This window comes from Monoglobus pectinilyticus, assembly GCF_002874775.1.
Classification (GTDB): domain Bacteria; phylum Bacillota; class Clostridia; order Monoglobales; family Monoglobaceae; genus Monoglobus; species Monoglobus pectinilyticus.
Genome location: NZ_CP020991.1, coordinates 289,192 through 314,647 on the forward strand (window position 1 = coordinate 289,192; position 25,456 = coordinate 314,647).

A 25,456-nucleotide genomic window follows, 5' to 3' on the forward strand; every position below is an offset into this window, starting at 1 on the left:
ACTCCTATTATAACGCTTATTCTTCCTGCATTCTTCTAATTTCATCACGTATCTGAGCCGCTAATTCAAACTGAAGAAGCTCTGCAGCTTTTTTCATATCAACAGTTAATTCTGCAATTGCTCGTTCCTTATCAATTAATTTTTGTTCATTCTTCTTTGCTGTCTTTCCTTTTTCTGACCTGCTTAATTCAGTGGTTGCTTCAATAACCTCATATACTTCTTTTTTAATTGTCTGTGGAATTATATTATGCTCTTTATTAAAGGCAATCTGTATACCGCGCCTTCTGTTAGTTTCATCTATAGCATATCTCATTGAACCGGTTATTGTGTCTGCATACATTATAACTTTTCCTTTTGCGTTTCTTGCCGCTCTACCTATTGTTTGAACCAATGATGTCTCGCTTCTTAAAAAGCCTTCCTTATCAGCGTCCAGTATAGCAACAAGAGAAACTTCAGGTATGTCTAATCCTTCACGCAAAAGATTTATGCCGACTAATACATCAAACTCGCCAAGTCTTAAATCTCTTATAATTTCCATACGTTCAATGGTCTTAACATCTGAGTGTAAATATCTTACCTTTACACCAAGGTCGTCAAAATATTCAGTAAGTCTTTCCGCCATTTTCTTTGTAAGAGTAGTAACTAAGACCCTTTCATTATTTTTTGTCCTTTCGACAATTTCTGTGTAAAGGTCATCTACTTGTCCATCTATTGGTCTGACTTCAACCTCAGGATCAAGCAAACCGGTAGGTCTGATTACCTGTTCTACAATACGGGTTGATTGCTCTTTTTCAAAATCTGCCGGTGTTGCAGATACAAAAACTGCTTGATTCAGCTTTCCCCAAAACTCATCAAAATTGAGAGGTCTGTTATCAAAAGCAGATGGTAATCTAAATCCGTATTTGACCAAATTTTCTTTTCTGGCACGGTCACCTGCATACATTGCTCTAACCTGCGGCAGCGTAACATGGCTTTCGTCAACAAACAATAAAAAATCTTTCGGTAAATAATCAATAAGTGTAAACGGAGGACTCCCCGGTTCTCTGCCGCTGATATGTCTGGAGTAATTTTCTATTCCATTACAAAATCCGGTTTCTCTCAGCATTTCCATATCATATTTAGTGCGCTGTTCTAGTCGTTGAGCTTCAACCAACTTATTATTATTTCTGAGTTCTTTTAAGCGTTCTTCTAATTCTTTTTCAATACTTATTATAGCATTGTCACGCTTCTCAGGCGTAGTAACATAATGTGATGCAGGATATACCGCAATATGCTTTCTTTCACCAATAACTTCACCTGTTACAGTGTTTATTTCTGTAATACGTTCAACTTCATCTCCGAAAAATTCTACTCTTACTGCCGTATTATATGCGTCAGAAGGAAATATATCTAAAACATCTCCTCTTACGCGAAACTTATTTCTTGAAAAATTAATATCGTTTCTTTCATATTTAATTTCTATAAGTTTTGCAATAACTTCGTCCCTGTCTTTTATCATTCCCGGTCTCAGTGATATAACCATATTATTATAGTCTATTGGGTCACCCAATCCATAGATACATGAAACACTGGCTACAATAATAACATCTTTTCTTTCAAATAATGCCGCAGTAGCGCTGTGACGAAGCTTATCAATTTCATCATTCGTCTGAGCGTCCTTCTCAATATAGGTATCAGAGTAAGGAATATACGCCTCAGGCTGATAGTAATCATAATATGATACGAAATATTCAACTGCATTTTCCGGGAATATTTCTTTGAATTCGCTGCAAAGCTGCGCCGCCAATGTCTTATTATGCGCTAAGACTAACGTAGGTTTTTGCACCTTTTCAATCACATTTGCCATTGTAAAAGTTTTACCGCTTCCGGTAACTCCTAAAAGCGTTTGAAATTTATCACCATTTAAAATACCGTCAGCTAATGTTTTAATAGCTTTAGGCTGATCGCCGGCCGGCGAATATTTTGATACAACTTTAAAATCCATAACACACCTCCGTGCTATAAAATAATTCCTTCAGATAATAATGTATTTATTAATAACACTTATCTCACATTGTACCACATTTGAAACCTATAATTCAACACATTTTTTAAAAAATATGCTCAAAAGAGAACTCACCATTATAATGCTTTTTAGCGAAAAAAATAAACCTTGCGCGACACACCTTTTTATGCTATCATAATGATACCATATATGTAAATTAAAGGGGCAACTACAATGTTTATTTTCAGAACAAAACATATACAAAAGTTAAAATACTTTATGTTTTTTACCATAATTTTTATTATTTTCTCTATTAGTTATACTAATGGTTTTAGCGAGGAAAATAACAATGTTAGTTCAGATAAAAACATACAAGTTTTATTTATAAGTTCATACTCGCCCTCAAACACATCGGTTCTTAAACAACTCGAAGGTATACGCGAAACACTTGACGGCTCAGTTACACTTGAAAGTGAATTTTTGAATTCAAATATAATAAATGATAATAAAAACGACGCATTATTTTATGATATTCTTAACTATCATATTTCTTCATATGAAAACAATTTCGATATAGTTATCGTTGGAGACGATGAAGCGCTTGACTTAGTTTTAAAATACCAAAATGTTCTATTTCCTAATACACCCATAATCTTTGAAGGAATTGAAAACAAATTTATTGCTGAAAAAGCAGCAATGGATCCGTTAATTACTGGTTCTATAGAAAAATTAAATATTGAAAACAATATTCATACAGCACTGAATCTTTATCCTGACGCAAAAAATATTATTGCTATTTCTGATAATACATTAACAGGTATCGGTGACAGAGATCAGTTTTATGCTGAGCAGGAACAATTTTCTAATATCATTTTCAAAGATATTAATTCTTCTGAATTAAATGAAGAAGAATTTGTATCCGCTCTTTCTAAACTTAATAATGACAGTATACTGTTCTATTTAAATATGAATGAAACTATTGATAAAAAGCAATACTCCGATTATGAAGTCTGCAAGCTAATAACAGAAAATACAACAATTCCAACCTTTTGTTTAACTGATTTAAATATTGGTAACGGTTATTTGGGTGGAGCAGTGTTGTCTTCAAAGCAGTCAGGTATAATTGCAGCAAATACTGTAAATTCAATAATTAATGGACAAAATATATCCGAAATACCTTTATCGGAAAATTCAAGTTCAAAATATAAATTTGATTTTAAAGTAATGAAAAAATATCATATAAGCAGTTCGTCTTTGCCTTCAAATTCTATATATGTTAATTATGAGAAATCATTTAGAGAGAAATATGGTAAGCTTCTTGCTATTGGCTCTATCCTAATAATGATACTTCTTCTTTTGATACAATTTGTAATTAAATGGTTTGAATCGAGAATGAAAAACAGAAAATTGGAAATATCTACTTCTACACTGAAAGAAGCGTTAAAAATTTCTGAAAGAAACGGAATTGCAAAATCTGAATATTTGAATTGTGTGTCAAATGAAATAAAACAACCTATGAGTACTCTTATTTCTTTAATTAACAGAACAAAAAAAGAACTTAATGATTCTGAAAAAACTAAACAAAATATTAATGCAATTGATGATACAGCACACACTCTCTTTAACTCTGTAAATGAATTACTTAATATTTCTAATCTAGATATACAGACTTTAGAAATAAATCATGAGCCATTTAAACTAAGCCGCGTTCTAAATGATCTAAGACAGACTTTTTCTTATCTTTGTAATGAGAGAAATATTACTTTTTCTGAAAACAGGTATGATATTACTGAAAATAATTATTATGGTGATTCATATAAGCTAGGCCTACTACTATCAAATTTGCTTACTAATGCGCTTAAATACACAGAAAATGGAAATACTATTGACTTAAAATCAACACAAAAACCATCCGGCGACAAAAATTATGCTATCCTTGAATTTGTTGTCAGTGATACCGGTATTGGTATGAGCAAGGATAAACTGGATAAAGTATTTAGCAATAATTACAACAATGATTCTGCACAAAATGGCAGCGGTCTTGGTTTATCAATGACAAAAAAATATATTTCTATGATGAACGGAAATATTTCTGCTATAAGCACTGAAGGTGAAGGAACGTCAATTACTGTTACGATTCCTCTTGAAATTTGTGAAAAGGACGGCAAACAAGTTCGTGTATACAAATCACCTGAAGAATATAATTTTTCCGGTAAAACAATACTTATAGCAGAAGATAACGAACTTAATCTTGCTATACTAGACGATGTTCTTAAAACTGTTAATTTTAAAACTATGATAGCTAAAAATGGGCGTGAAGCAGTATATACTTTTAATAAAGCTCAGTATAAGGATATTGATGTAATACTTATGGATGTAGATATGCCTATAATGGACGGATATGAAGCAGCAAATACTATCAGAAAAAGCAAGCACGCTAACTCCTCTACTATCCCCATAATAGCTATGTCGCAAGACGTATATGAGGATGATGTGGAAAAAATCTTAAATAATGGTTTTAATTCACATGTGATTAAACCTGTTGATGCAGATGAATTATATTATACTTTAGAGAAGTATTTAGAAACGTCTGAACAAACATAATAATGAAACATTAGTAACCTTTTAAAGTTTAACTATTGTAATCTTCTTCAAAAGACGCTAATTCTTCTTTAGTTTTAAAAATTATTCCGCGCGTTAAATTTAAAATATCATCGTCAGGGATATCTGACGCATATACCTTAAATGAATATAAAAATTTTTCAGCTGCTTTTGCTGAATCTGTATTACTGCACAAATATATTTCAATGCTGTTTCCATTAAGGCGTGCGAGATAATACTGCTCATTTCCGGGTGTACTGCTTGGAATTGCTTCCTGCATTCCCGGTGTTGTTTGCGATGCAACTGCTTCAGCAGAATTTAAATTTTTAGTGACAGACCTGTTTATAACGTTTACAGTTGCAAAATATGTTATATAACCAATCATCAAAGTAAAGAACACAACTGAAACACAAATGATAATACTTTTGACTAACTTTTTATACATAATTAGTACCCCCATATCTTGTGTTATCATATTTGCTGTAACACTAATTTAATAGATTATTAACAGATTTATAGTTTATTATACCTGTTTATGTGATATAATTATATAGTATAATATGTAGTATTTTGATGATTGATATTTTATAAGGGGAAAAAATAATGGGAAAATACGTTGGAAAATTTATTTTAATATTTTTAATTACAATTATTATTGGAGGAGCTGTTGCCGGAGGAGCTGTACTCACTGCTGTAATGGGCATGTGGGGAAATACTGACGGCATTGATTTGGATTCACTGACGATGGACAGCAATTCAAACATAGTATATCTTGATCCCAATACAGGAGAAGAAAAGAATCTCTTAACATTATCTTCTGATGAAAACAGGATTTGGGTAGATCTGGACGCAACTCCTAAAAATCTTCAAAATGCCTTTATTGCTATTGAGGACGAACGTTTTCCTATTCACAATGGAGTAGATATAAAACGAACACTTAAAGCTACTTTAACATATTTTTTAGATAAACTAACCGGTAAAGGCGGCCAAGCTTCTCTTGGCGGCAGTACTATTACGCAGCAGCTTATAAAAAATATAACCGGTGATGACGAACAAACAATTTCCAGAAAAATTTCAGAAATTTCAAAAGCTATTGACTTAGAAAAAAAATTATCTAAAGATCAGATTTTAGAACTTTATTTAAATTGTATATTTTTATCCCAAAACTGTCATGGAGTTCAAACAGCTGCAAATTTGTATTTTGATAAGGATGTAAGTCAATTAAACCTGGCTGAATGCGCTTCTATTGCATCTATTACTCAAAATCCGGCATTATATGACCCATTCATAAATCCGGATAAAAATAAAGAAAAACAAGAATTGGTTTTAGCAAAAATGCTTTCTCTTGGTTATATAACTCAGGAAGAATATGATGAAGCTGTTAACTATCCTCTTACATTCAGCAAAGATACGGCTGCAACTAAAAAAGAAGAAATAATAACATCATATTATGTTGACCAAGTAGTACGTGATGCAATATCAAGATTGCAGGAAAAAGGCTATTCTGAAAGTCTTGCAACAAAAATGGTATATTCCGGCGGTCTTAAAATTTACTGTGCTTATGACCCGGAAATTCAATCAATAGTTGAAGAATACTATTATAATACAAATAATTTCCCAGATTCTTCAGCCCAGTCTTCAATTGTTATTATTGACCCATCAGACGGCAGAGTTGTTGCAATGGCAGGCGGAATTGGTGAAAAAGAAGCTAGTTTTACTCTGAACCGTGCAGCACAAAGTCCCAGGCAGCCGGGATCAACAATAAAGCCATTAGCTGTATACGCACCCGCACTGGATAATGGAACAATAAACACAAGTACAAGAGTGATGGATAAAAGAAAATCCTATGATGGCTGGGTACCAAGAAACTATAGTTACACTTACAGTAATTCAGAAGTTGGACTTGACTATGCTCTTCAGCAGTCTTTGAATACAGTGCCTGTAGAAATAATGTCGGACATGGGCATTCAGACTTCGTTCGATTTTATGACGCAGAAACTTGGATTTACTACCCTTGTTGAAGCAGAAGAAATAAACGGTGAAATTTACACAGATCTTGGATATGCACAATTGGCGCTCGGCGGTTTAACTCACGGCGCTACAAATATTGAAATGACTGCTGCATACTGCATTTTCCCAAATCAAGGTGTATATAATAAACCTTACACATTTACTGAAATTAAAAATGAAAGCGGTGAAACAATCTTGACCGGCAGAGACAGTGATACTACCTGGGAAGCAATAAAGCCGGAGACCGCCGCAATAATGAACAGATATCTTAACAGTGTTGTAACCAGCGGCACCGGTCGCGGAGCGGCATTGTCAGACGGAACCTTTACTGCCGGAAAAACAGGTACAACATCAGAAAACTTTGACAGATGGTTTATCGGCTATTCTCCATATTATGTAGCTTCAGTATGGTATGGATATGATACGCCGGCTTCAATAGAAATGTCATCAAACCCTTGTATTCCTGTATGGAAAAATGTTATGGACAAAGTACATTCGACAATAAAAAAGAAAAATAGAAGTATAGATATAGACTATAGCGTCAGTGTGTCATCAGGAGTTTCAAAGTCTAAGAACACCGAAAATAATTCAGGAAGAAGAAATAGTGGTTCAAACAATTCAAGAGAATCTGACGGCGAATAAGTTTAGCTAATTTTGTTTGTTATATTACAAACTTTGTTAAATCGAGTGGAGTTATTTATCTTCCACTCGATTTTTATTATTTTATAATTAGAAAACAGTTATCTAACATAAGTAGACTTTTCTTCTTCCCAGCTTTCTAATATTTCATATATAATTTTTATTACCGTTTCGGCTTGCGGGCCTGTAATAGTTCCGCTGATATATTGACTAAGTGTTGATGGCTGTAAGTTCTTGAATCCCCTCTTTCTGATAGCATCCAATAAATCCACTTGTCTTTTTTCCAGTCTTAGTAATCTAATTTTGATTTCATTTACCACCATAATCACCTCACTTTAATAAAAAACTATTGCATACTCATGAAAAATATATTATAATAATTTTGTCGAATAAATTTGCCATTGTATATGCGCAAGTTTTCTTTTATTTGTCTAACTTTATAAATAAGTTATTAATATTATAATACAGAATATTTCTGTAGTCAACAAAAATGCAGATTTTATCTGTAATTTGTTGATTTATGACAAAGAAGGTTAAACTTTTTCTAACTTTGTCGGATTTTATTTATAAAGTCTTACTATAAACAAGTGTGAATTGGAAGAAGCTGATATTATGGAAATGATAACTGGATCCGAATTTGCAAAAAAAATTAAAGAACTAGCATTAAAAAACAATAAATCAATCAAAAAAGTTTTAAAAGACTGTGGAATTAATAGAAACTATATTTATGATTTAGAAAATAAAATAAAATATCCCGCATGGGAAAAAATAACAGTAATAGCAGAATATTTTAAAGTTTCTGCCGACGATATACTGGGTATTGACAATAAAATTCCCAGCGATGAATCTATAGAAGACAATTCAGAATTAAATAATAAATTAACAAAAAATGAAAAAGAACTTTTGGAACTAGTAAATTTAATCTCTGATGAAAAACTTAAAACTAAATTTATCGAACAAATTAAACCTATAATTGAAGAATACGCATTAAATAAACAAAAAGATGAACTAGACAAAGGCATAAATGAAATATTAAAAATTGATACTGAATACGGAGAAATTGCTGCTAAAGGACAGTCGGTCAAAAATTTAAAATCTAATAAGATTGATGAAAACATTGACAATATAGATTAATTTATAATAAATTTAATTTTATTTAAATACTTTTTGTCGTTATCATTATACATAAATGGGAGGATAATGATGACAGCACAATATTATGCAATTCAAACTTTATTACAATATAATATTAAAGAATTTTCCATACTCGTTGACGACATTGAGTCCATACTGCTTGACAGAGGCTGGATAATAAAAAGTTATGATATTAATTCTTCTGATTATATAGATATTTTTAAAAGAATGGGTGTACTTGATATAGCCAAATATTCACCTGCATTCAGCATTAAAACGGATAATAATATGATACTTTTTTATCGCAACAATTTATCAAATGCAGGAAAACGTTTCGCATTAGCTCACGAACTCGGTCACGATATAATGGGGCATTTTTCTAAGCATGGAATATTAGGTTTTCAGGAAAATGGACTTCTTGATGATAACCAAGAACGCGAAGCAAACGAATTCGCTCTTGAATTCCTTGCCCCAATATGCGTTTTATCTGTAAATCGTATATCAACAGTTGAAGATATTTCTATGTTTTCTTTACTTGATAAAAAACATTGTTATGAAATATTAACAAAGATTGATAATCATAATAAATATAGTAATGCTGAAATTGAACTCTGCAAAAAATTTAAGGCAATTAAATCGCCCGGGAAATATAAAAATATAAAATTAATTATATCAACAAGTGTTTTAACAATAATTATTGTTACCGTTTTATTTATATTTTTATCTCAGTTTTATCCATCCCCTATAAGTATCCAAGCAAATGAAGCTGATGATTATGAATCTTCTCCCACACCTACATTGAGTATATCTGAAACATCCCCTTCACCGTCAATTAGTGTCAATCAAGAAAAAGTCGGAGTGACCAAAAGCGGAATAAAATATCATGACCTTAACTGCAGTTATATAAAAGATAAGCCTAATATAATATACATGACTATAGATGAAGCAATAAAATCAGGCTATCAGCCCTGTGGCAAATGCAAACCGAAATAAATATATTAAACTTATAACAAATATTTTTATAAGTCTTTATAAAAATGCTATGATAAGTATTGATAAGAAAATATTTAATGTTTTATTTCATAATTTAATCATAGCATAAGACGTATATATTAACTTATTTTATCAACTTACAATGTACTATATCCAAAACATGTATTTATAAAATTAATATGATAGTAATCTTAGAATGTCTGTGACAGGCTTTGGAGTATTAATAATATAAATAATTTATTTTATTAATTCTTAGACATAATCAATATTTATATGCCAGTCATAAATTTATACTCATCCCAATATATGCGCAGTCGCAAAAAATAATATTATAAGAATCACTTAATTGACTTTATTACTTTTTTTGCATTTTGAATTAAATTTAACTATTATTGAATTTCTTTTTATCAAATGAGATTCTAATTTGATTCACTCAAATATTTATACTTTTTATCATAACTTAAGTAGGAGCAACTTCTATTGAATAAGACCTAATTATAAACAATTCTAAAAACTATTGCTTTTAAAGAAATTAAATCACGATTTGAAATAAAATACAAGAATATATAAATTCTTGTATTTTATTTTTTAATTATTATATACCTATATTATACAAAAATTAATTATAAAATCTTAAGAAGCATTCTTAAGCTGAAGTCTTAACTTATCTGCTATCATTGCTATAAATTCTGAATTTGTCGGCTTTCCTTTTATTTGTGATACTGTGTAACCGAACACGTTGTTCAGAGTGTCCATGTCACCTCTATCCCACGCTAGCTCTATCGCATGTCTTATCGCTCTTTCAACTCTGCTTGACGTTGTGCTGAAGTTCTCCGCTATGGTTGGATATAATTCTTTGGTTACAGAGTTCATTATATCCAAATCATATATCGCCATCATTATTGCCCTTCTTATGTATTGGTATCCCTTTATATGCGCCGGTATGCCTATCTCATGTATAACGTTTGTCACCATTGCTTCTACCTGTGCATAGTCAAACTTTTTTGTGTTCACCTTCCAGTTCTGCATTACATCTTCGCCTGTGGTTATCGGAGCCGCCATCATTGTGATTCTGTCAATCAGCGCATCATAGTTGACAGGCTTCAACATACAATATTCAACGCCGTATGAATTGGAATATGACGTTACAGTCTCGTTCAAGACTGAGCTTACTATCAGAACATGAGGACGTTTATTCAGCTGCATTCTGTTGATTCTCTCAAGAACTCCTATTCCGTCTATAGTCGGCAGCACCAAATCCATTACCAAAACATCTACGTCATTATTCTTTATTAAACTTGCTACTTCTAATCCATCATGTACACATCCTACAACATCTATCTTTGCAGACTGTCTCAAATATAAGCACAATCCATCTGCAAAATCTTTGTCGAAATCTGCTACTGCTACTTTAATTTTTTGATTAATTTCCATTTCTTTTCTCCCTATATTGATAATTTAAAATTAATTCACCATTATATGGCAATAACAAATAATTATATAAAATACTTTTATTATACTTAAAACGATTTTATTCTTAGTTAAAAAATAATTAAAGCAGTAACACAATTGTAAGATTATTGACATAATATGGCAACATTTGATATTCAAATTATAGTAACTTTCTTTTATCTTGTCAACCCATTCGACAAAATATTTACAAAAAATCAGCTATTCTGTAAATAAATATAAATTTCTATTATTTCAAAGATAAAAAATTTTATATTTTGCACTAAAAAAATTAAGAGAAAAAAATATACAAATTGGATATAAAAACTATATTACAAGTATTGCTAAAAAAATATGCTTACTATCTGATTATTTATTAATAAATAATCAGATAGTAAGCATATTAAAACATTAAATATTAAAAACTATTTACAATATTTTTAAAAGTATTTCCGCGCTCCTCAAAATTTTTAAATAAATCAAAACTTGCGCAAGCAGGAGAAAGAATAACAACGTCCCCAGCTTCTGCAATTTCCTTAGCCTTCTTAACAGCGTCTTCAAAAAGAGAACACTTATAAATTGGAATATTATTTTCATTATAATTTTGAGCTGATTTTACTGCGTCTTCAATTTTATCTGCTGTAAAACCACATAAAACCAAACTTTTAACCTTATTATTCACAACAGAACCAAACTCTTCAAAAGGTATCTTTTTATCATAGCCTCCTGCGATTAAAACAACTTTTTTATCAAAAGAATTTAACCCCGCAGTAGTTCTAGCAGGCGAGCTGGCAATAGAATCATTATAATATTTAACTCCGTTAAGTTCTCTAACAAATTCTATTCTATGCGGGACTCCAACAAATTCTTTTGCAGTTTTTCTGATAATATCATCTGAAACTAACCCATCAACCGCAGCGATAGCAGCCATATAATTTTCTACATTATGCATTCCAGGAATATATATATCTTCTACACTTAAAATTTCGCGTTCTATATGGCCGTCATTATAAAAAGATATTATCATATCATCATTCAAACAATAGCCATTATTTAATCTATTTTTGCGGCTGAAGTAAATTCCATTTGCAGTTTCATTATTAAATTCTCTTGTGATATCATTATCATAATTGAGTACTACTTTTCCATCACTGCCCTGATTTAAAAATATTGTTTTTTTAGCACTAATATATTCATCAAAATCAGTATGCCAATCTAAATGATTTGGAGTAATATTTGTGACAACAGCAATTTTGGGACTCATTTTCATTGTTTGCAGTTGAAAACTGGATAATTCAACAACAACTTTATCATTATGTTTTATTTTTTCAACCTCACCAATAAGCGGTGATCCAATATTTCCTCCCAAATAACAATTATAACCGCCTCGTTTAAGCATTTCATAAATAAGACTTGTGGTAGTGGTTTTACCGTCACTTCCAGTAACGGCTATAATATCAGCCGGACAGAGTTCAAAAAACAGTTCCATTTCAGAAGTAAGTTCTGCGCCATTTTGAACCGCTTTGCTAAGAGCAGGCACGTCAAACCTTATACCTGGAGTTTTAAATATAACTTTTATATCATCATCAATTTTATCAAGATATGAATCTCCTAAAATAAAAGAAACTCCCAAAGCAGATAACTCACTGTAAGTATCACCAAGCTGTTCTTTAGTTCTTCTATCATATGCTGTCACTTTTGAGCCCATACCAACCAAAAATTTTATAAGTGGAACATTGCTGACTCCAATTCCCACAACAGCAACAGGCTTCCCATTGACCTTTTTTTTAAAATTCTCAATAGGAACTGAATACTCATTAACCTCCATTTTAAATCCTCCAATACGATATTAATATTCGCGCTCAAAAACTAGGGGCAGACAAAGTCTTGTCCGCCCCTAATGATTTAAACTAATAAAGCTTATGCTTCAGGCTCTTCATTAACATCTTCAGATGCCTTCTTCTCAGAATCTTCGCTAACTTCTGCAGAATCAAGAATGTCTCCTAATGTAAAGCTTGTTTCCTCAATATAAGAATTAGGTAAAACTTCTTCATTTGAATCACTGTCAGCAGTTACATCAGATGCTGAATCGGTCATAAGAGCTTTCATTGAAAGACCAATCTGCTTTGTATCGTCATTAATTTCAACGATTTCACAATCCACAACATCACCAATAGCCAACACATCTGAAGGTTTGTTGATTCTTTCATTTGAAATCTGAGAAATATGAATCAGACCATCTACATATTCAGCCACTTCAGCAAAAGCACCAAATGGAAGAATTCTAACAATCTTAGCCTGAATCTTATCTCCTACATGCAGATCCTTAACAGCTTTAACCCAAGGGCTGTCTTCTTCCTTCTTGTATCCTAAAGAAACTTTACCCTTATCTTTGTCAAGATCCTTAATATAAACTTCAAGCTCCTGTCCAACACTAACTATTTCAGACGGGTGTTTAATTCTATTCCAAGATAACTCTGAAATATGAACCAAACCATCAACGCCGCCAATATCTACAAAAGCACCGAAAGGTGTAATAGACTTTACAATACCGGTATATTTTTTGCCAATCTCAGCATCTTTCCAAAATTCAGCAGCTTTTTGCTCTTTGAGCTCTCTAACAAGAGAAATTCTGTTTTTATCTTTATCAAGTTCTTTAATATATACTTCAATTTCATCTCCAACTTTAACAACCTCAGAAGGATGAGAAATACGAATCGGAGAAAGTTCAGAAATATGAATTAATCCGTCAACACCACCCAAATCAATAAAAGCTCCAAACGATGTTAAAGACTTAACTATACCCTTATATTGTTTGCCTTCTTCTGCAGTTGCCCAAAATTCAGCAGACGCTTTATCGGCAGCTTCTTTTGCAACTGTCTTAATAGAGCCGACAACTCTCTGTCTTCCTCTTCTGTCAGTATCCATCTTAATAATTCTAAACTTCTGCTCTGTATTTAATAAAACGCCTAAGTCTGAAAGATAGTTCAATGCACATTCAGAAGCTGGTATAAATACACGAACTCCTTTTGCAATTGTAACAACACCGCCTCTAACCAACTCAACAACACGTCCTGAAAGCACTTCGTTGTTTTCAAAAGCAGCTTTAAGTTCTTCCATACCTTTAACAGCGTCAATTTTCTTTTTAGAAAGAGTAACGACACCATCTCTGTCGCTGACATGGACAATATAAACGTCAACCTCTTCACCAATCTTTACCAAATCATTAATATTATCATTAGGGTCATTAGTTAGTTCATCAAAAGGAATCACTCCGTCATACTTGCTTCCAATATCAACTTGAACCTCAGTTGGTGTGATACCGATTACAACGCCCTTTACTACCTCACCTGATTTCAGAGGCTTTAATGTTTCCTCTAGTGCCTCTGCAAAATTCATTTCATTTTCCGCCATGGTTAAATAGACCTCCTTGATTACCGACTCGGGAGTAGATGCTCCGGCGGTAATACCTACTTTCATTTTTTTGTTTAATAAATTATTATATTGTTTTTTTATTATTTTACTATTTTCAACATGAACAGTGTTTTCACATAATTCCTTACAAACTTCATAAAGTTTTAAAGTATTAGAACTGTTTTTACCTCCTACAACAAACATCATATCTACTCTAGCTGCCAACTCAGCTGCCGATTTTTGTCTTTCAGAGGTTGCACTACATATTGTATCAAAAAAATCGGCATTTGTAAAATGTTTTTTTAAAATTTCTTCAACTTTTTTAAATAATTGCCTTCTTATGGTAGTTTGCGCAACAACGGATATTGGAATATCCTTCAATTTTAACAGCATATCGTTTATATCATTCTCATCTGATATAATTATAGCTGAATTATTACACCACCCATTTATGCCAATAACTTCAGGATGTTCAGGATTACCTACAATAACTATTGTTCTGCCTTTATTTATGTATTCATCCAAAACAATCTTATGGATTTTTTTTACAAAAGGACAAGTAGCGTCAATCAATTTTATATTATTTTTTTTAAAATATTCTATATCTGATTTTGGTACGCCATGAGCTCTTATAATCACTCTTGAACCAAATGGAGCGTCACAAGGTTTTTCTATCGCTGATATACCCTTTTTTGCAAGGTCGTTTGTAACATCTGTATTATGGATCAGCATTCCATAGGTATATATTAAAGAATCATCCGCTAAATTGTTTTGACTTAGCTTATCTTTTTCACTTATACAATCATAAGCTATTTTGACAGCTCTATCAACGCCAAAACAAAAACCGGCATTTTTAGCTATTTCTATTTTCATATTATATTATCTCACTATATCTTTTTATAATATACATCATATCTGATTATTTAAAGGAATGTTAGACAGCTCAGATATTTTTGGCATAAGGAGCTTGTCTGTTATCTCCTGAAGCTCAGCTGAATTTAATTTCTCATCAAAATATGATGTCAACTCTATTGGCTTCCCTATCCGCACAATTAATTTACCAAAAGGTTTATACTCGCCTTCAATACCAATCGGCAAAATATTTGCCCGCGCCTTAACAGCAACCAGGGCAGCGCCCATTTTTCCTTTTCTTAAACGGTCTTTATGCGACCTTCCTCCTTCTGGGAAGATAGCTATATGCTTGCCGTCAGCAACAAGACTTATAGCAGTTCTCAGAGCTCCAAAATCTGATTTTCCGCGTTTTATAGGAAATGCTCCGAGAGCAGTAATAAGCTTTCCGAAAATTTTATTTTTGAATAATTCTTCTTTAGCCATAAATCCTATTTCAAAGGAAAATGCGGTTCCAACAAGCGGAGGATCAAGATTGCTTTTATGGTTAGCGCATATTATAAATCTCTCATCAACACTTGGAATATTTTCCTTTCCAACGAACTTTACTCTAAAAAAAACTTTAAAAAATGCATTAACGACAAATCTGCCAAATTTATATAATGTCATTGCATTTCTCCTCAACTAAAGATAAAATTTTATTTATTACTTCATCTATTGACATGTTAGTAGTGTCTAATAAAACGGCATCATCTGCCTGTTTTAACGGAGCGAAATCTCTTTCACTGTCATTTTTATCACGAAATAAAATTTCTTCTCTGACTGATTCAAAATTTGTTTCAGCCTTTTTTTCTATAAGTTCCTTATATCTTCGTCTCGCCCTTTCGTCAACATCAGCGGTTAAAAATATTTTCAGTTCCGCGTTTGGAAGAACATAAGTACCAATATCTCTGCCATCCATAACTACGCTGGATTTTTCAGCTAATTTACGTTGAATATCAACAAGTTTAAGTCTGACAGAAGGTATTGTTGCAACATTTGAAGCAGCAATCGAAACTTCAGGTTTTCTTATTTCTTTTGTAACGTCTTTTCCGTTTAAGAAAAATTTCTGTCCATGTTCGTCATTTTTTATTTCTATAGATATATTATTAATTATTCTCTGAAGTTCAGTTTCGCTCCTAGTATCCAATCCGGCCTTTATTGCAGCAAGACCAACGCTTCTATACATAGCGCCTGTATCAATATAAATATAATTTAACATTTTAGCAACAGACTTAGAAATTGTGCTCTTACCCGCACCGGCAGGTCCATCAATAGCAATTTTCATTTTTACCTCTTAATTAAAACATTTTATTTCTGATGCTCAGAACTATCTGATAGAGCATCAGATTTATTTAATAATTGACCTTTATTTATATTTTCTTTATACTCATAATCACTAATATTTTCTTCTGAATCTAAAACAAACAATTCTTTTAAAATGGAGCTGAATTCATCTAGATTATCATAAATATACTTATAGTCATAACCTGAATTCTGAGTAAAAATAACATTTACACCAAGTTCTGATGCAGCTTTTAATTTATCAAGTATATCAAAAGAACTATCAGTTATTAAAAGTTTAGCTTCAAGCTTTTTCAGAACGCCTTTCATTCCATCAAAACTGCTTATATCATCAAAATCCTTTACATTCAATAATGGAATTCCAAACTCAAGAGCCAACTCAATATCAAAATCAAAACCCGATGAAATTGGAACATACAAAGAATTTCTATCAAAAACCAAATCAGATATAGCTTTAACATTATATGGTTTTGAAAAAAATACTATATTACCGACAGTGTTATTTATCTTTGATGCAACACTTTCATAAGAATAATCAACATCACATTTTATATTAACTCTTTTCAAGTTAGAGCGTTCAAAAGGCAGTGTTGGTGGAATCAATTTAATCAATGGCAGTTTTAAATCCTCAGCGACATTTAATGCAACCAAAGACTCATCACTTTTGGGCGCATTAATTATGTCAACAACACAATTTATATTATTTTTATCAATAATACGGCAGAGACTCCTATAGCTCATTTTCCCAACAACCGCATTACCTTTCCCCAAAAAACCTGCATTTGAGAAAGATGAAAAATGAAATAAATAATTTGCATCCAATTTATCGAGAATGCGCGATGTTTCTCTTGCCAAATTACCACCGTCAGAGATTATAAGAAGCATGATTATTCTCCTGTTTTAGAATCGCTTTTATGCGCGTCATTGTCCACATGTTTATCAGGCTCATCATCAACAGGTTCAGAGCTGGACGGCGAGTAGTATTTATGTGTATCTCCATAAAACTCAGCATCTACATCCTCCGAAAGTTTTTCACCGCAATAAGGACAGTAAGAACAGTGATCTTTAACGCCCTTGCCGCATTTTGGACATTTAACAATTGCTTTATAACCGCCTAATTGATCGTCAAGTTCTTCAAGCATATCATTTAATTTATCAATTTCAGCACATTTATCTTTAACATTTTCATCAAGCGGTGTATGATTTTTATAGCTGATATATACTGCTTCACCAATCTGAGAATACAAATTTTTAATTGAATTACTAAGATCAAACATCGAATATTTTAACTTTGAATATTCAACAACTTCGCCGGACTTTTTAACCACAGTCTGCGCGGCAGACCCAACAGCACTCATTACATTTTCTAAAAAATCCATAAAAACAACTCCTTTATTAATATTTCAATAAAGTATTCCCCAAAAAGAATACTTTTAATATTACACATTAAATCTGAATAAAACAATATCTCCATCTTTCATTACATATTCTTTTCCTTCAGACCTCACTAAGCCCTTTTCCTTAGCGGCACTCATACTGCCGCAATTCATTAAATCATCAAAATGCACTACCTCAGCACGGATAAAACCGCGTTCAAAATCAGTGTGAATTTTTCCTGCTGCCTGCGGAGCTTTTGTTCCCTCTTTTATGGTCCATGCCCTTACTTCCGGCTTTCCTGCAGTAAGATAACTAATAAGTCCCAAAAGTTTATAACTCGCCTTTATTAATTTATCAAGTCCTGATTCAGCGGCACTAAGCTCATCCAAGAACATTTGCTTTTCATCCTTTTCAAGCCCAGCAATTTCTTCTTCTATCTTTGCTGAAATAACCATTACCTCAGCTTTATCAGATTTAGCATACTCTTTTATCTTATTAACAAATACATTAGTATCCTCATTTGCATAATCATCCTCAGCAACATTAGCAGCGTAAATTACTGGTTTCATCGTGAGCAGTGCGACATCTTCAAGCATATCTAACTCATCATCAGTCATATCCATAGAACGAGCTGTTTTACCACTTTCTAAATGCGCCTTTAATCTTTCATAAAAATCCTGATATGCAAGATACTTTTTCTCTCCGCCTCTTATAGACTTCATTATCTTGTCAATTCTTCTGTCAAGAATTTCTAAATCTGACATTATCAGTTCATAATTAATCGTCTCTATATCACGCACAGGATCCACACTTCCGTCAACATGTACAATATTACCATCTTCGAAAGCTCTGACAACATGAACAATAGCGTCAACCTCACGGATATTGGATAAAAACTTGTTCCCCAAACCTTCACCTTTGCTTGCACCTTTTACCAGTCCAGCAATATCAACAAATTCTATAACTGCATAAGTTGTTTTATCCGGATCATACATTTCAACCAACTTATCTATTCTCTCGTCAGGTACAAGAACTGTGCCGACATTTGGTTCTATAGTACAAAACGGATAATTTGCTGATTCTGCTCCTGCTTGTGTAATTGCATTAAATAGTGTGCTCTTACCAACGTTTGGTAATCCGACAATTCCAAGTTTCATCTGTATATCCTCTCTTTATGTGAAATTTCAAATCTATATGTATTATTAGACGTTTTAATTTAACTTAGCTTCAAAAAGATTAGCCAATTCTCTTGCTCTTTTTTCAATCAAATTCTCATCTTTTCCTTCTATCATTACTCTTACAAGAGGCTCCGTACCGGACGGTCTTATAAGGACTCTCCCGGTATCTTTAAACTCACTTTCAAGTGCTTCTATTGCTTGTTTAATCTCAGGAAACTTCATATAATTCTCTTCATTTTTAAGTTCATTTTTAACACTTGCATTTATTAAAACCTGAGGATAAACCTGCATAGCAGATGCTAATTCAGACAAACGTTTACCTGAATGCTTTAAAACAGAAACCAGTTGTATTCCTGTTACAAGTCCATCACCTGTAGTATTATGTTCAAGCAGTATAACATGACCCGACTGTTCTCCGCCAATCAAATGGTTATTTTTTAGCATTTCTTCAAGAACATATCGGTCTCCAACCTTAGTTCTTTTAATGTTAATTCCGTTTTCTTCACCCATAACAAAAAATCCTAGATTGCTCATTACAGTTGCAACAATTGTATTATCAGGTAATTTACCGTTTTTCTTCATATCAAGACCTATGACGGTCATAATTTTGTCTCCGTCAACTATATGACCGTTTTCGTCTACAGCTAAAACTCTGTCAGCGTCACCATCAAAGGCCAACCCTACATAAGCCCCGCATTCAGTAACAAAGGCAGCCAAATTTTCAAGATGTGTTGAACCGCAATTTTCATTTATGTTTATGCCATTTGGTGAATCATTAATAACGCAAACTTCTGCGCCAAGTTCTTCAAGTGCTTTTTTAGCTGTAACTGAAGAAGCACCGTTTGCACAGTCTATAGCAATTTTTATTCCATCAAAAACAGTGTCACAAGTTGTTTCTGCAAATTTGATATATTTATCAACTAAAGAATCATCGATAGTAATATGTCCGATATTCTTGCCTATCGGCGACTCAATTTTTTCAGAATTATCAAGAATAATTGATTCTATTCTATTTTCAATTTCATCGCTGAGTTTATATCCGGAACCGCTGAAATATTTAATTCCATTATGTTCAAAAGGATTATGCGATGCGGATATCATAACTCCTGCGTCAAAACCTTCACTTCTAACAAGATGGGCAATAGCTGGAGTTGGAATAACTCCGGCAAGAACGGCTTCAGCACCAACACTGCATATACCTGCAACTAAGGCGGACTCTAAAATTCCACCTGATATTCTGGTATCCTTACCGACTAATATTCTAGGTTTATCACCGCAAGTTTCAGTCAAAACATAAGCACCGGCTTTACCGATTTTAAAAGCTAACTCAGGCGTTAACTCTCCGTCTTTGTTAGCAACTCCTCTTACACCATCAGTTCCAAATAATCTACCCATAACTATCCTCCAAAATATCAAATGCTTACTTAACATAAACAAAATGTATACAATAATTTCTTTAATTATTATACGCTAATGCAACAAATTTGTCAAACAATATTAAAAGTTTTCAGCCATCAATACCCGGTATTGCAGCTCTCAATTGCAGCTAAAGCAACTCGTATTCCATCCAATGCAGCGCTTATAATACCGCCCGCATATCCTGCGCCTTCCCCTGCCGGATACAATCCTTGAATACCAACAGACTCAAAATTACTATCCCTGGCAATCTTAACCGGCGCAGAAGTTCTCATTTCCACTCCGGTCATAATAGCTCCTCCTGATGCAAAACCTTTTATCTTATTATCAAAATATCTCAGTCCTTCACTTAATGTGACAGATATGAATTTAGGAAGGCATGAACGCAAATCTGATAATACTGTTTTACCAGTAAAACTAGGATTTACACTTTCCAGCTGACTGCTTTTTTTACCGGTCAAAAAATCTTTCGCAAGCTGCACCGGAGCCGAAAAATCACTGCCGCCTAATTTGAAAGCCATCGATTCGTATTTACGCTGAAATTCTATCCCAGCTAAAGGTGAGTTAGTTTCAAAGTCCTCAGGTCTTACTGAAACCACCAACGCGCTATTAGCATTTTCGGCATCTCTTTTATAATCGCTCATTCCGTTCACAACAAGTCTTTCATCTTCGGAAGAAGCATTAACAACATATCCACCGGGACACATACAGAACGAATAACAGCTTCTGTCTTTTCCATTATATACCAGCTTATAATCGGCCAGAGGCAATGACTTCCATTCTACTCCATATTGACTTCGACTTATAAATTCTTGCTTATGTTCAATTCTTACTCCGGCGGCAAACGGTTTTGCTTCGATTTTTACTCCTGCTTTATAAAGCATTTCATAGGTATCCCGGCTGCTGTGACCAATACTTAAAAACAACTTGTCACATTCGATGACTTTATCATTATTTAATTCAATTTCTGAAACTTTTCCGTTACGCATTTTTAATGAGGTTAAAGTTGTATTAAATTGAATTTCACATCCATTATCCAACAAATATTTTCTCATATTTATAAGCACGTTTCTAAGCTTATCAGTTCCAATATGTGGTTTTGACTTATATAAAATATCGTTAGGGGCACCGAACCGCACAAAAGTTTTTAAAATAAATCTCTGTCTCTTGTCTTTAATACCTGTATTGAGTTTACCGTCCGAAAAGGTTCCTGCTCCGCCCTCACCGAACTGCACATTTGATTCCGTATTCAATTTTCCCGAATTCCAAAATTCCTCAACAGACTTAACTCTTTCTTCAACCATGCCGCCGCGTTCAATTATAAGCGGTGGATTTCCGGATAATGTCAATATATACGCAGTGAACAGACCGCATGGTCCCATACCAACGACAACCGGACGTTTTTTAAACATTTTTTTACTTTCAACTTTTATTTCATCATTTTGAGATATTATTTGCAAATTGCTATTTGGTAATATCTTTGCACCATTATTTACTTCCGCTGCCACCGAGTAAATATATTTTATTGATTTTTTGTGCCTGGCGTCAATTGATTGACGGTATATATAAAAATTATCTGCATAAATGCATTGCTGCCGCACAAATTCCTGAGCGGCAAGCAAAACATCTTCAATTTTATGGTTAACAGGCATCTTTATATTATTAATTACTATTTGCACTTATTTTAACCTCCGACACATTATCAACCGTTTTAGCCCAAGACGGCAGCACCAATTTAGAAGTTATTTCATGTCCGTTTTCAAAGCTGGATAAAGTTACCGGTTCTGTCTGTATCTGCGAATAATTTTCTATAGAATTATTATCACCATAGATTTTAATCTCGCCCGGTTCACACTTTAAAGTAACACCCGACAAAGTGTAATCGGCATTCGGAACCACTTTAACCGATTTTACTTTATACAGCGGACACTCTGCCTGTATCACAGGAGTATTATTCCAAATCCATCTTTTATCTTTCTCGGTAAGTTCTTTTCCGTTTGAATCAAATAACTTAACCTGACAATCCTGCTTTAATTTACCGTCAATATAAGCGCTGTAATCAGTATTTATAAAATCAATATTAACACTGGCATATGAAACATTATCTATATTTGACTGTGCACCAAATACTCTGATTTTATCTTGTGACAGACTAATGTCACCGCTTACATAGCCATCCATCACATCACCGCTGTGAGTATATTTTATATCAACATCTTTATATTTGGTTGATTCAACATGAACGTCAACAGCAGACGGTGTAAAACTAACTATATCACCGAATTCTGAACTAACACTAAGGTTAACAGTTATAACTCCTTCGCTTGTCAGCTTAGATGCATTGACATCAGAAAAATCCAGTTTAGCAATAATATTACTGCTGTCAAATTTAGCAATAACTTTTCGGCTGCCCTCAATTTTCACAGACGAGGTTTGCACGGAAAGTTTCTCAATAGAATAACCACGATCACTGATTACCTGCTCGTTTACGGTAGTAATCGGAACATCTCTAAACGTCTTTTCGGTAGGCGCATCAATAATTATAATTATATAAGCCCAAAGCACAATGGCAATAATAAATGATAATATTTTCAGGAGAGTATTGTTAGCAAAAATTTTATTCAAGGCTACCTCTCCTTTCTTGTAAAAATATTTTTAAACATTCCGGGATTCTGCTTTTTAGAATAACTTCCAAGCAATTCTTCAAGTCTGCTCTTCATAGTTTCTTCGTTCAAACCTCTGGTCAGCAATCCTTTATAAGCGATTGAAATATTTCCTGTCTCCTCAGAAACAATGACTACTATTACATCCGCTTCCTCAGAAATTCCAATACCGGCACGGTGTCTTGTTCCAAGTTCAGATGTTATATGCGGATTTTGTGAAAGCGGCAAGACGCATGTTGCAAGAGCTATTCTGTTGTCTCTTATTATAACGGCACCGTCATGCAGAGGCGTGTTATGAACAAAAATATTTATTAAAAGTTCAGATGAAACCTCAGCGTCAATTTTAATACCTGAGCTTATCATAGAATCTATATCAGAACCATGTTCAATTACTATAAGTGCTCCCGTCTTGTCATTTGACATAGCTTGTGCAGCATGTGACACTTCTCTTATCATACTCAAAACGTTTGTATCGCTCTCAGAATCATTTGAAAACCAACCGCTGATTGATGTTTTACCTACTTGGTCAAGAGCACGCCTAAGTTCAGGCTGAAATATAACCACTAATGCAATAACGCCAATCTGTGCACATTTACTAAAGATATACGAGGTAACATGAAGATTAAATAGATAAACCACTTGAATGCCTACGATAATAAGAATAACACCTTTAAGCAGACGTGTTGTATGGCTGTCTCTGATAAACTTTAGTAAAATATATACCAAAACAGCGACAATTACAATATCTACCGCATCGGCAATTCTAAGCAAAGAAATCTGGTCTAATGCCGAGCTAAAGAAATTTGCTAACACAGAATTACCTCCGTTTCTGCCTGCAAAAACTGCAGACAAAATAATTTTTAATATGCCTTACCCCAATACACCATATGTTTAGCCGGTTTCCCACAACAAATACACACGTCACTAAGTTTTTCCTGTTCAAATGGTATGCAGCGTGATGTAGCTGTAGTATCCTCTTTTATTTTAAGCTCGCATTCTTCGTCACCGCACCACATAGCTTTAACAAAGCCGCCTTTTTCTGCTATAATATTTTTAAACTCATCATAAGTAACAGCAGAACTCGTTTTGCTTTCTCTATTTTCGAGAGCGGCGTCAAACATTTGCTGCTGTATCTTATCAAGCAGATTTTGTAATTCTGTTTCAACATTATCCAGCGAAACAAAAGTTTTTTCTCTGTTAACCCGATTAACTAAAACAACCTGATTATTTTCTATATCTTTAGGTCCCATCTCTATTCTGATAGGAACACCTCTCATCTCATATTCACTGAACTTCCATCCAGGAGACTTATCACTGTCATCAAACTCAACTCTAAAACTTTTCTTCAAACGTTCATAAAGCTCAGCTGTTTTTTCAAGAACGCCTTCTTTATGCATTGCTATAGGAATTATAACTGCTTGTATCGGTGCAATTCTAGGCGGAAGTTTTAAGCCTGCATCATCTCCATGAACCATTATAATAGCACCAATTATTCTTGTTGACACTCCCCATGAAGTCTGATGAACATACTGCTGTTCGTTATTCTCGTCAAGGTATTGAATCCCGAATGCTTTTGCAAATCCATCGCCAAAGTTATGACTGGTTCCTGACTGCAAAGCTTTACCATCATGCATCATACTTTCAATTGTAAATGTTTCGGTAGCACCGGCAAACTTTTCCCGTTCAGTTTTCTGTCCTTTAATTACCGGAATTGCTAATTCTTTTTCACAAATATCTGCATAGATATTGAGCATCATTCTAGTACGCTCTTCCGCTTCTGCTTGTGTGGCATGCGCGGTATGACCCTCTTGCCATAAAAATTCTGTGCTTCTCAAAAACGGCCTTGTAGTTTTCTCCCATCTTACTACACTGCACCACTGATTATACAATTTTGGCAAATCTCTATATGAACGTATCACATTTGAATAATGGTCACAAAACAAAGTTTCCGATGTCGGTCTTACGCACAAACGTTCAGGCAGTTCTTCATTTCCGCCATGTGTGACCCAAGCAACTTCTGGAGCAAATCCCTCAACATGATCCTTCTCACGCTGCAAAAGGCTTTCAGGAATAAACATAGGCATAGACACATTTTGAACTCCCGTTTCTTTAAACCTCTTATCCATTATTTTCTGAATATTTTCCCATATAGCATATCCGTAAGGCTGAATAACCATGCATCCTCTGACTCCTGAATAACTGCATAGTTCCGCCTTTTTAATAATATCAGTATACCACTGAGCAAAATCTTCGCTCATTGAAGTTATTTCTTCAACCATTTTCTTTTCTTTTGCCAAAATTACCAGTCCTTCCAAACAATATATTAGGTCAAAATATCTCATTTAAAACTTTCTGTATAAATAGTTTTTAAATAATTTTTTACAATTTAATTTCTAAATGAGCAT

20 protein-coding genes are annotated in these 25,456 nt (G+C 33.4%); 4 read left to right on the plus strand and 16 right to left on the minus strand.

Annotation, left to right across the window (positions count from 1 at the left end; all coding sequences use genetic code 11):
* Window positions 1–16: 16 nt before the first annotated feature.
* Window positions 17–1,984, minus strand: coding sequence for an excinuclease ABC subunit UvrB (uvrB, locus tag B9O19_RS01300; protein ID WP_102364740.1), 1,968 nt, complete (start codon window positions 1,982–1,984; stop codon window positions 17–19).
* A gap of 234 nt (window positions 1,985–2,218) precedes the next feature.
* Here uvrB and B9O19_RS01305 point away from each other — a divergent pair, with 234 nt between their 5' ends.
* Complete coding sequence (locus B9O19_RS01305) at window positions 2,219–4,588, plus strand: ABC transporter substrate binding protein (RefSeq protein ID WP_102364741.1); 2,370 nt, start codon at window positions 2,219–2,221, stop codon at window positions 4,586–4,588.
* A 28-nt stretch (window positions 4,589–4,616) separates the two neighbouring features.
* Here the strand turns inward: B9O19_RS01305 and B9O19_RS01310 are convergent, their stop codons facing one another.
* A complete protein-coding gene (locus B9O19_RS01310; RefSeq protein WP_102364742.1) occupies window positions 4,617–5,030 on the minus strand; it encodes a hypothetical protein in 414 nt (137 codons plus the stop codon).
* A 158-nt stretch (window positions 5,031–5,188) separates the two neighbouring features.
* Between B9O19_RS01310 and B9O19_RS01315 the strand changes: the two genes are divergently transcribed.
* Entirely contained in the window at window positions 5,189–7,237 is a 2,049-nt protein-coding gene (locus B9O19_RS01315) for a transglycosylase domain-containing protein (RefSeq protein ID WP_102364743.1), read from the plus strand.
* A gap of 98 nt (window positions 7,238–7,335) precedes the next feature.
* Here B9O19_RS01315 and B9O19_RS01320 read toward each other — a convergent pair whose 3' ends face one another.
* Window positions 7,336–7,506: a hypothetical protein gene (locus B9O19_RS01320; RefSeq protein ID WP_158648878.1), complete on the minus strand. Its 171-nt coding sequence runs from the start codon at window positions 7,504–7,506 to the stop codon at window positions 7,336–7,338.
* Between the two features lie 340 nt (window positions 7,507–7,846).
* Here B9O19_RS01320 and B9O19_RS01325 point away from each other — a divergent pair, with 340 nt between their 5' ends.
* A complete protein-coding gene (locus B9O19_RS01325) occupies window positions 7,847–8,368 on the plus strand; it encodes a helix-turn-helix domain-containing protein (protein ID WP_102364745.1) in 522 nt (173 codons plus the stop codon).
* Window positions 8,369–8,437: 69 nt separating this feature from the next.
* A complete protein-coding gene (locus tag B9O19_RS01330; RefSeq protein ID WP_158648879.1) occupies window positions 8,438–9,361 on the plus strand; it encodes an ImmA/IrrE family metallo-endopeptidase in 924 nt (307 codons plus the stop codon).
* 633 nt (window positions 9,362–9,994) lie between these two features.
* Here the strand turns inward: B9O19_RS01330 and spo0A are convergent.
* The 13 genes from spo0A to proS form a co-directional block, all read right to left on the minus strand.
* Window positions 9,995–10,795 (minus strand): sporulation transcription factor Spo0A, encoded by an 801-nt coding sequence (gene spo0A / locus B9O19_RS01335; RefSeq protein WP_102364747.1) that lies wholly within the window; start codon window positions 10,793–10,795, stop codon window positions 9,995–9,997.
* 433 nt (window positions 10,796–11,228) lie between these two features.
* Window positions 11,229–12,638 carry a UDP-N-acetylmuramoyl-L-alanine--D-glutamate ligase gene (gene murD, locus B9O19_RS01340; RefSeq protein ID WP_102364748.1) on the minus strand — a complete coding sequence of 470 codons (1,410 nt, stop codon included), beginning with the start codon at window positions 12,636–12,638 and terminating at the stop codon, window positions 11,229–11,231.
* 92 nt (window positions 12,639–12,730) lie between these two features.
* Entirely contained in the window at window positions 12,731–15,097 is a 2,367-nt protein-coding gene (ispH, locus tag B9O19_RS01345; RefSeq protein ID WP_102364749.1) for a 4-hydroxy-3-methylbut-2-enyl diphosphate reductase, read from the minus strand.
* Window positions 15,098–15,133: 36 nt separating this feature from the next.
* Window positions 15,134–15,742 (minus strand): lysophospholipid acyltransferase family protein, encoded by a 609-nt coding sequence (locus tag B9O19_RS01350; RefSeq protein WP_102364750.1) that lies wholly within the window; start codon window positions 15,740–15,742, stop codon window positions 15,134–15,136.
* Window positions 15,729–16,400, minus strand: a complete 672-nt coding sequence (gene cmk / locus B9O19_RS01355; RefSeq protein ID WP_102364751.1) for a (d)CMP kinase — start codon at window positions 16,398–16,400, stop codon at window positions 15,729–15,731. The genes B9O19_RS01350 and cmk overlap by 14 nt, the downstream gene beginning before the upstream one ends.
* Window positions 16,401–16,423: 23 nt before the next feature.
* Window positions 16,424–17,302 (minus strand): hypothetical protein, encoded by an 879-nt coding sequence (locus B9O19_RS01360; protein WP_102364752.1) that lies wholly within the window; start codon window positions 17,300–17,302, stop codon window positions 16,424–16,426.
* Between the two features lie 2 nt (window positions 17,303–17,304).
* Entirely contained in the window at window positions 17,305–17,796 is a 492-nt protein-coding gene (locus tag B9O19_RS01365) for a zinc ribbon domain-containing protein (protein WP_102364753.1), read from the minus strand.
* A gap of 60 nt (window positions 17,797–17,856) precedes the next feature.
* Window positions 17,857–18,951 (minus strand): redox-regulated ATPase YchF, encoded by a 1,095-nt coding sequence (gene ychF / locus B9O19_RS01370; RefSeq protein ID WP_102364754.1) that lies wholly within the window; start codon window positions 18,949–18,951, stop codon window positions 17,857–17,859.
* A gap of 54 nt (window positions 18,952–19,005) precedes the next feature.
* Window positions 19,006–20,367 carry a phosphoglucosamine mutase gene (gene glmM / locus B9O19_RS01375; protein WP_102364755.1) on the minus strand — a complete coding sequence of 454 codons (1,362 nt, stop codon included), beginning with the start codon at window positions 20,365–20,367 and terminating at the stop codon, window positions 19,006–19,008.
* Window positions 20,368–20,486: 119 nt separating this feature from the next.
* Window positions 20,487–22,067 carry an NAD(P)/FAD-dependent oxidoreductase gene (locus tag B9O19_RS01380; protein ID WP_102364756.1) on the minus strand — a complete coding sequence of 527 codons (1,581 nt, stop codon included), beginning with the start codon at window positions 22,065–22,067 and terminating at the stop codon, window positions 20,487–20,489.
* Window positions 22,051–23,013 (minus strand): CdaR family protein, encoded by a 963-nt coding sequence (locus B9O19_RS01385; protein WP_102364757.1) that lies wholly within the window; start codon window positions 23,011–23,013, stop codon window positions 22,051–22,053. Before B9O19_RS01385 ends, B9O19_RS01380 begins: the two co-directional genes overlap by 17 nt.
* A gap of 2 nt (window positions 23,014–23,015) precedes the next feature.
* Entirely contained in the window at window positions 23,016–23,864 is an 849-nt protein-coding gene (cdaA, locus tag B9O19_RS01390) for a diadenylate cyclase CdaA (protein WP_158648880.1), read from the minus strand.
* Window positions 23,865–23,911: 47 nt separating this feature from the next.
* Window positions 23,912–25,348, minus strand: a complete 1,437-nt coding sequence (gene proS, locus B9O19_RS01395) for a proline--tRNA ligase (protein ID WP_102366577.1) — start codon at window positions 25,346–25,348, stop codon at window positions 23,912–23,914.
* Window positions 25,349–25,456 lie beyond the last annotated feature (108 nt).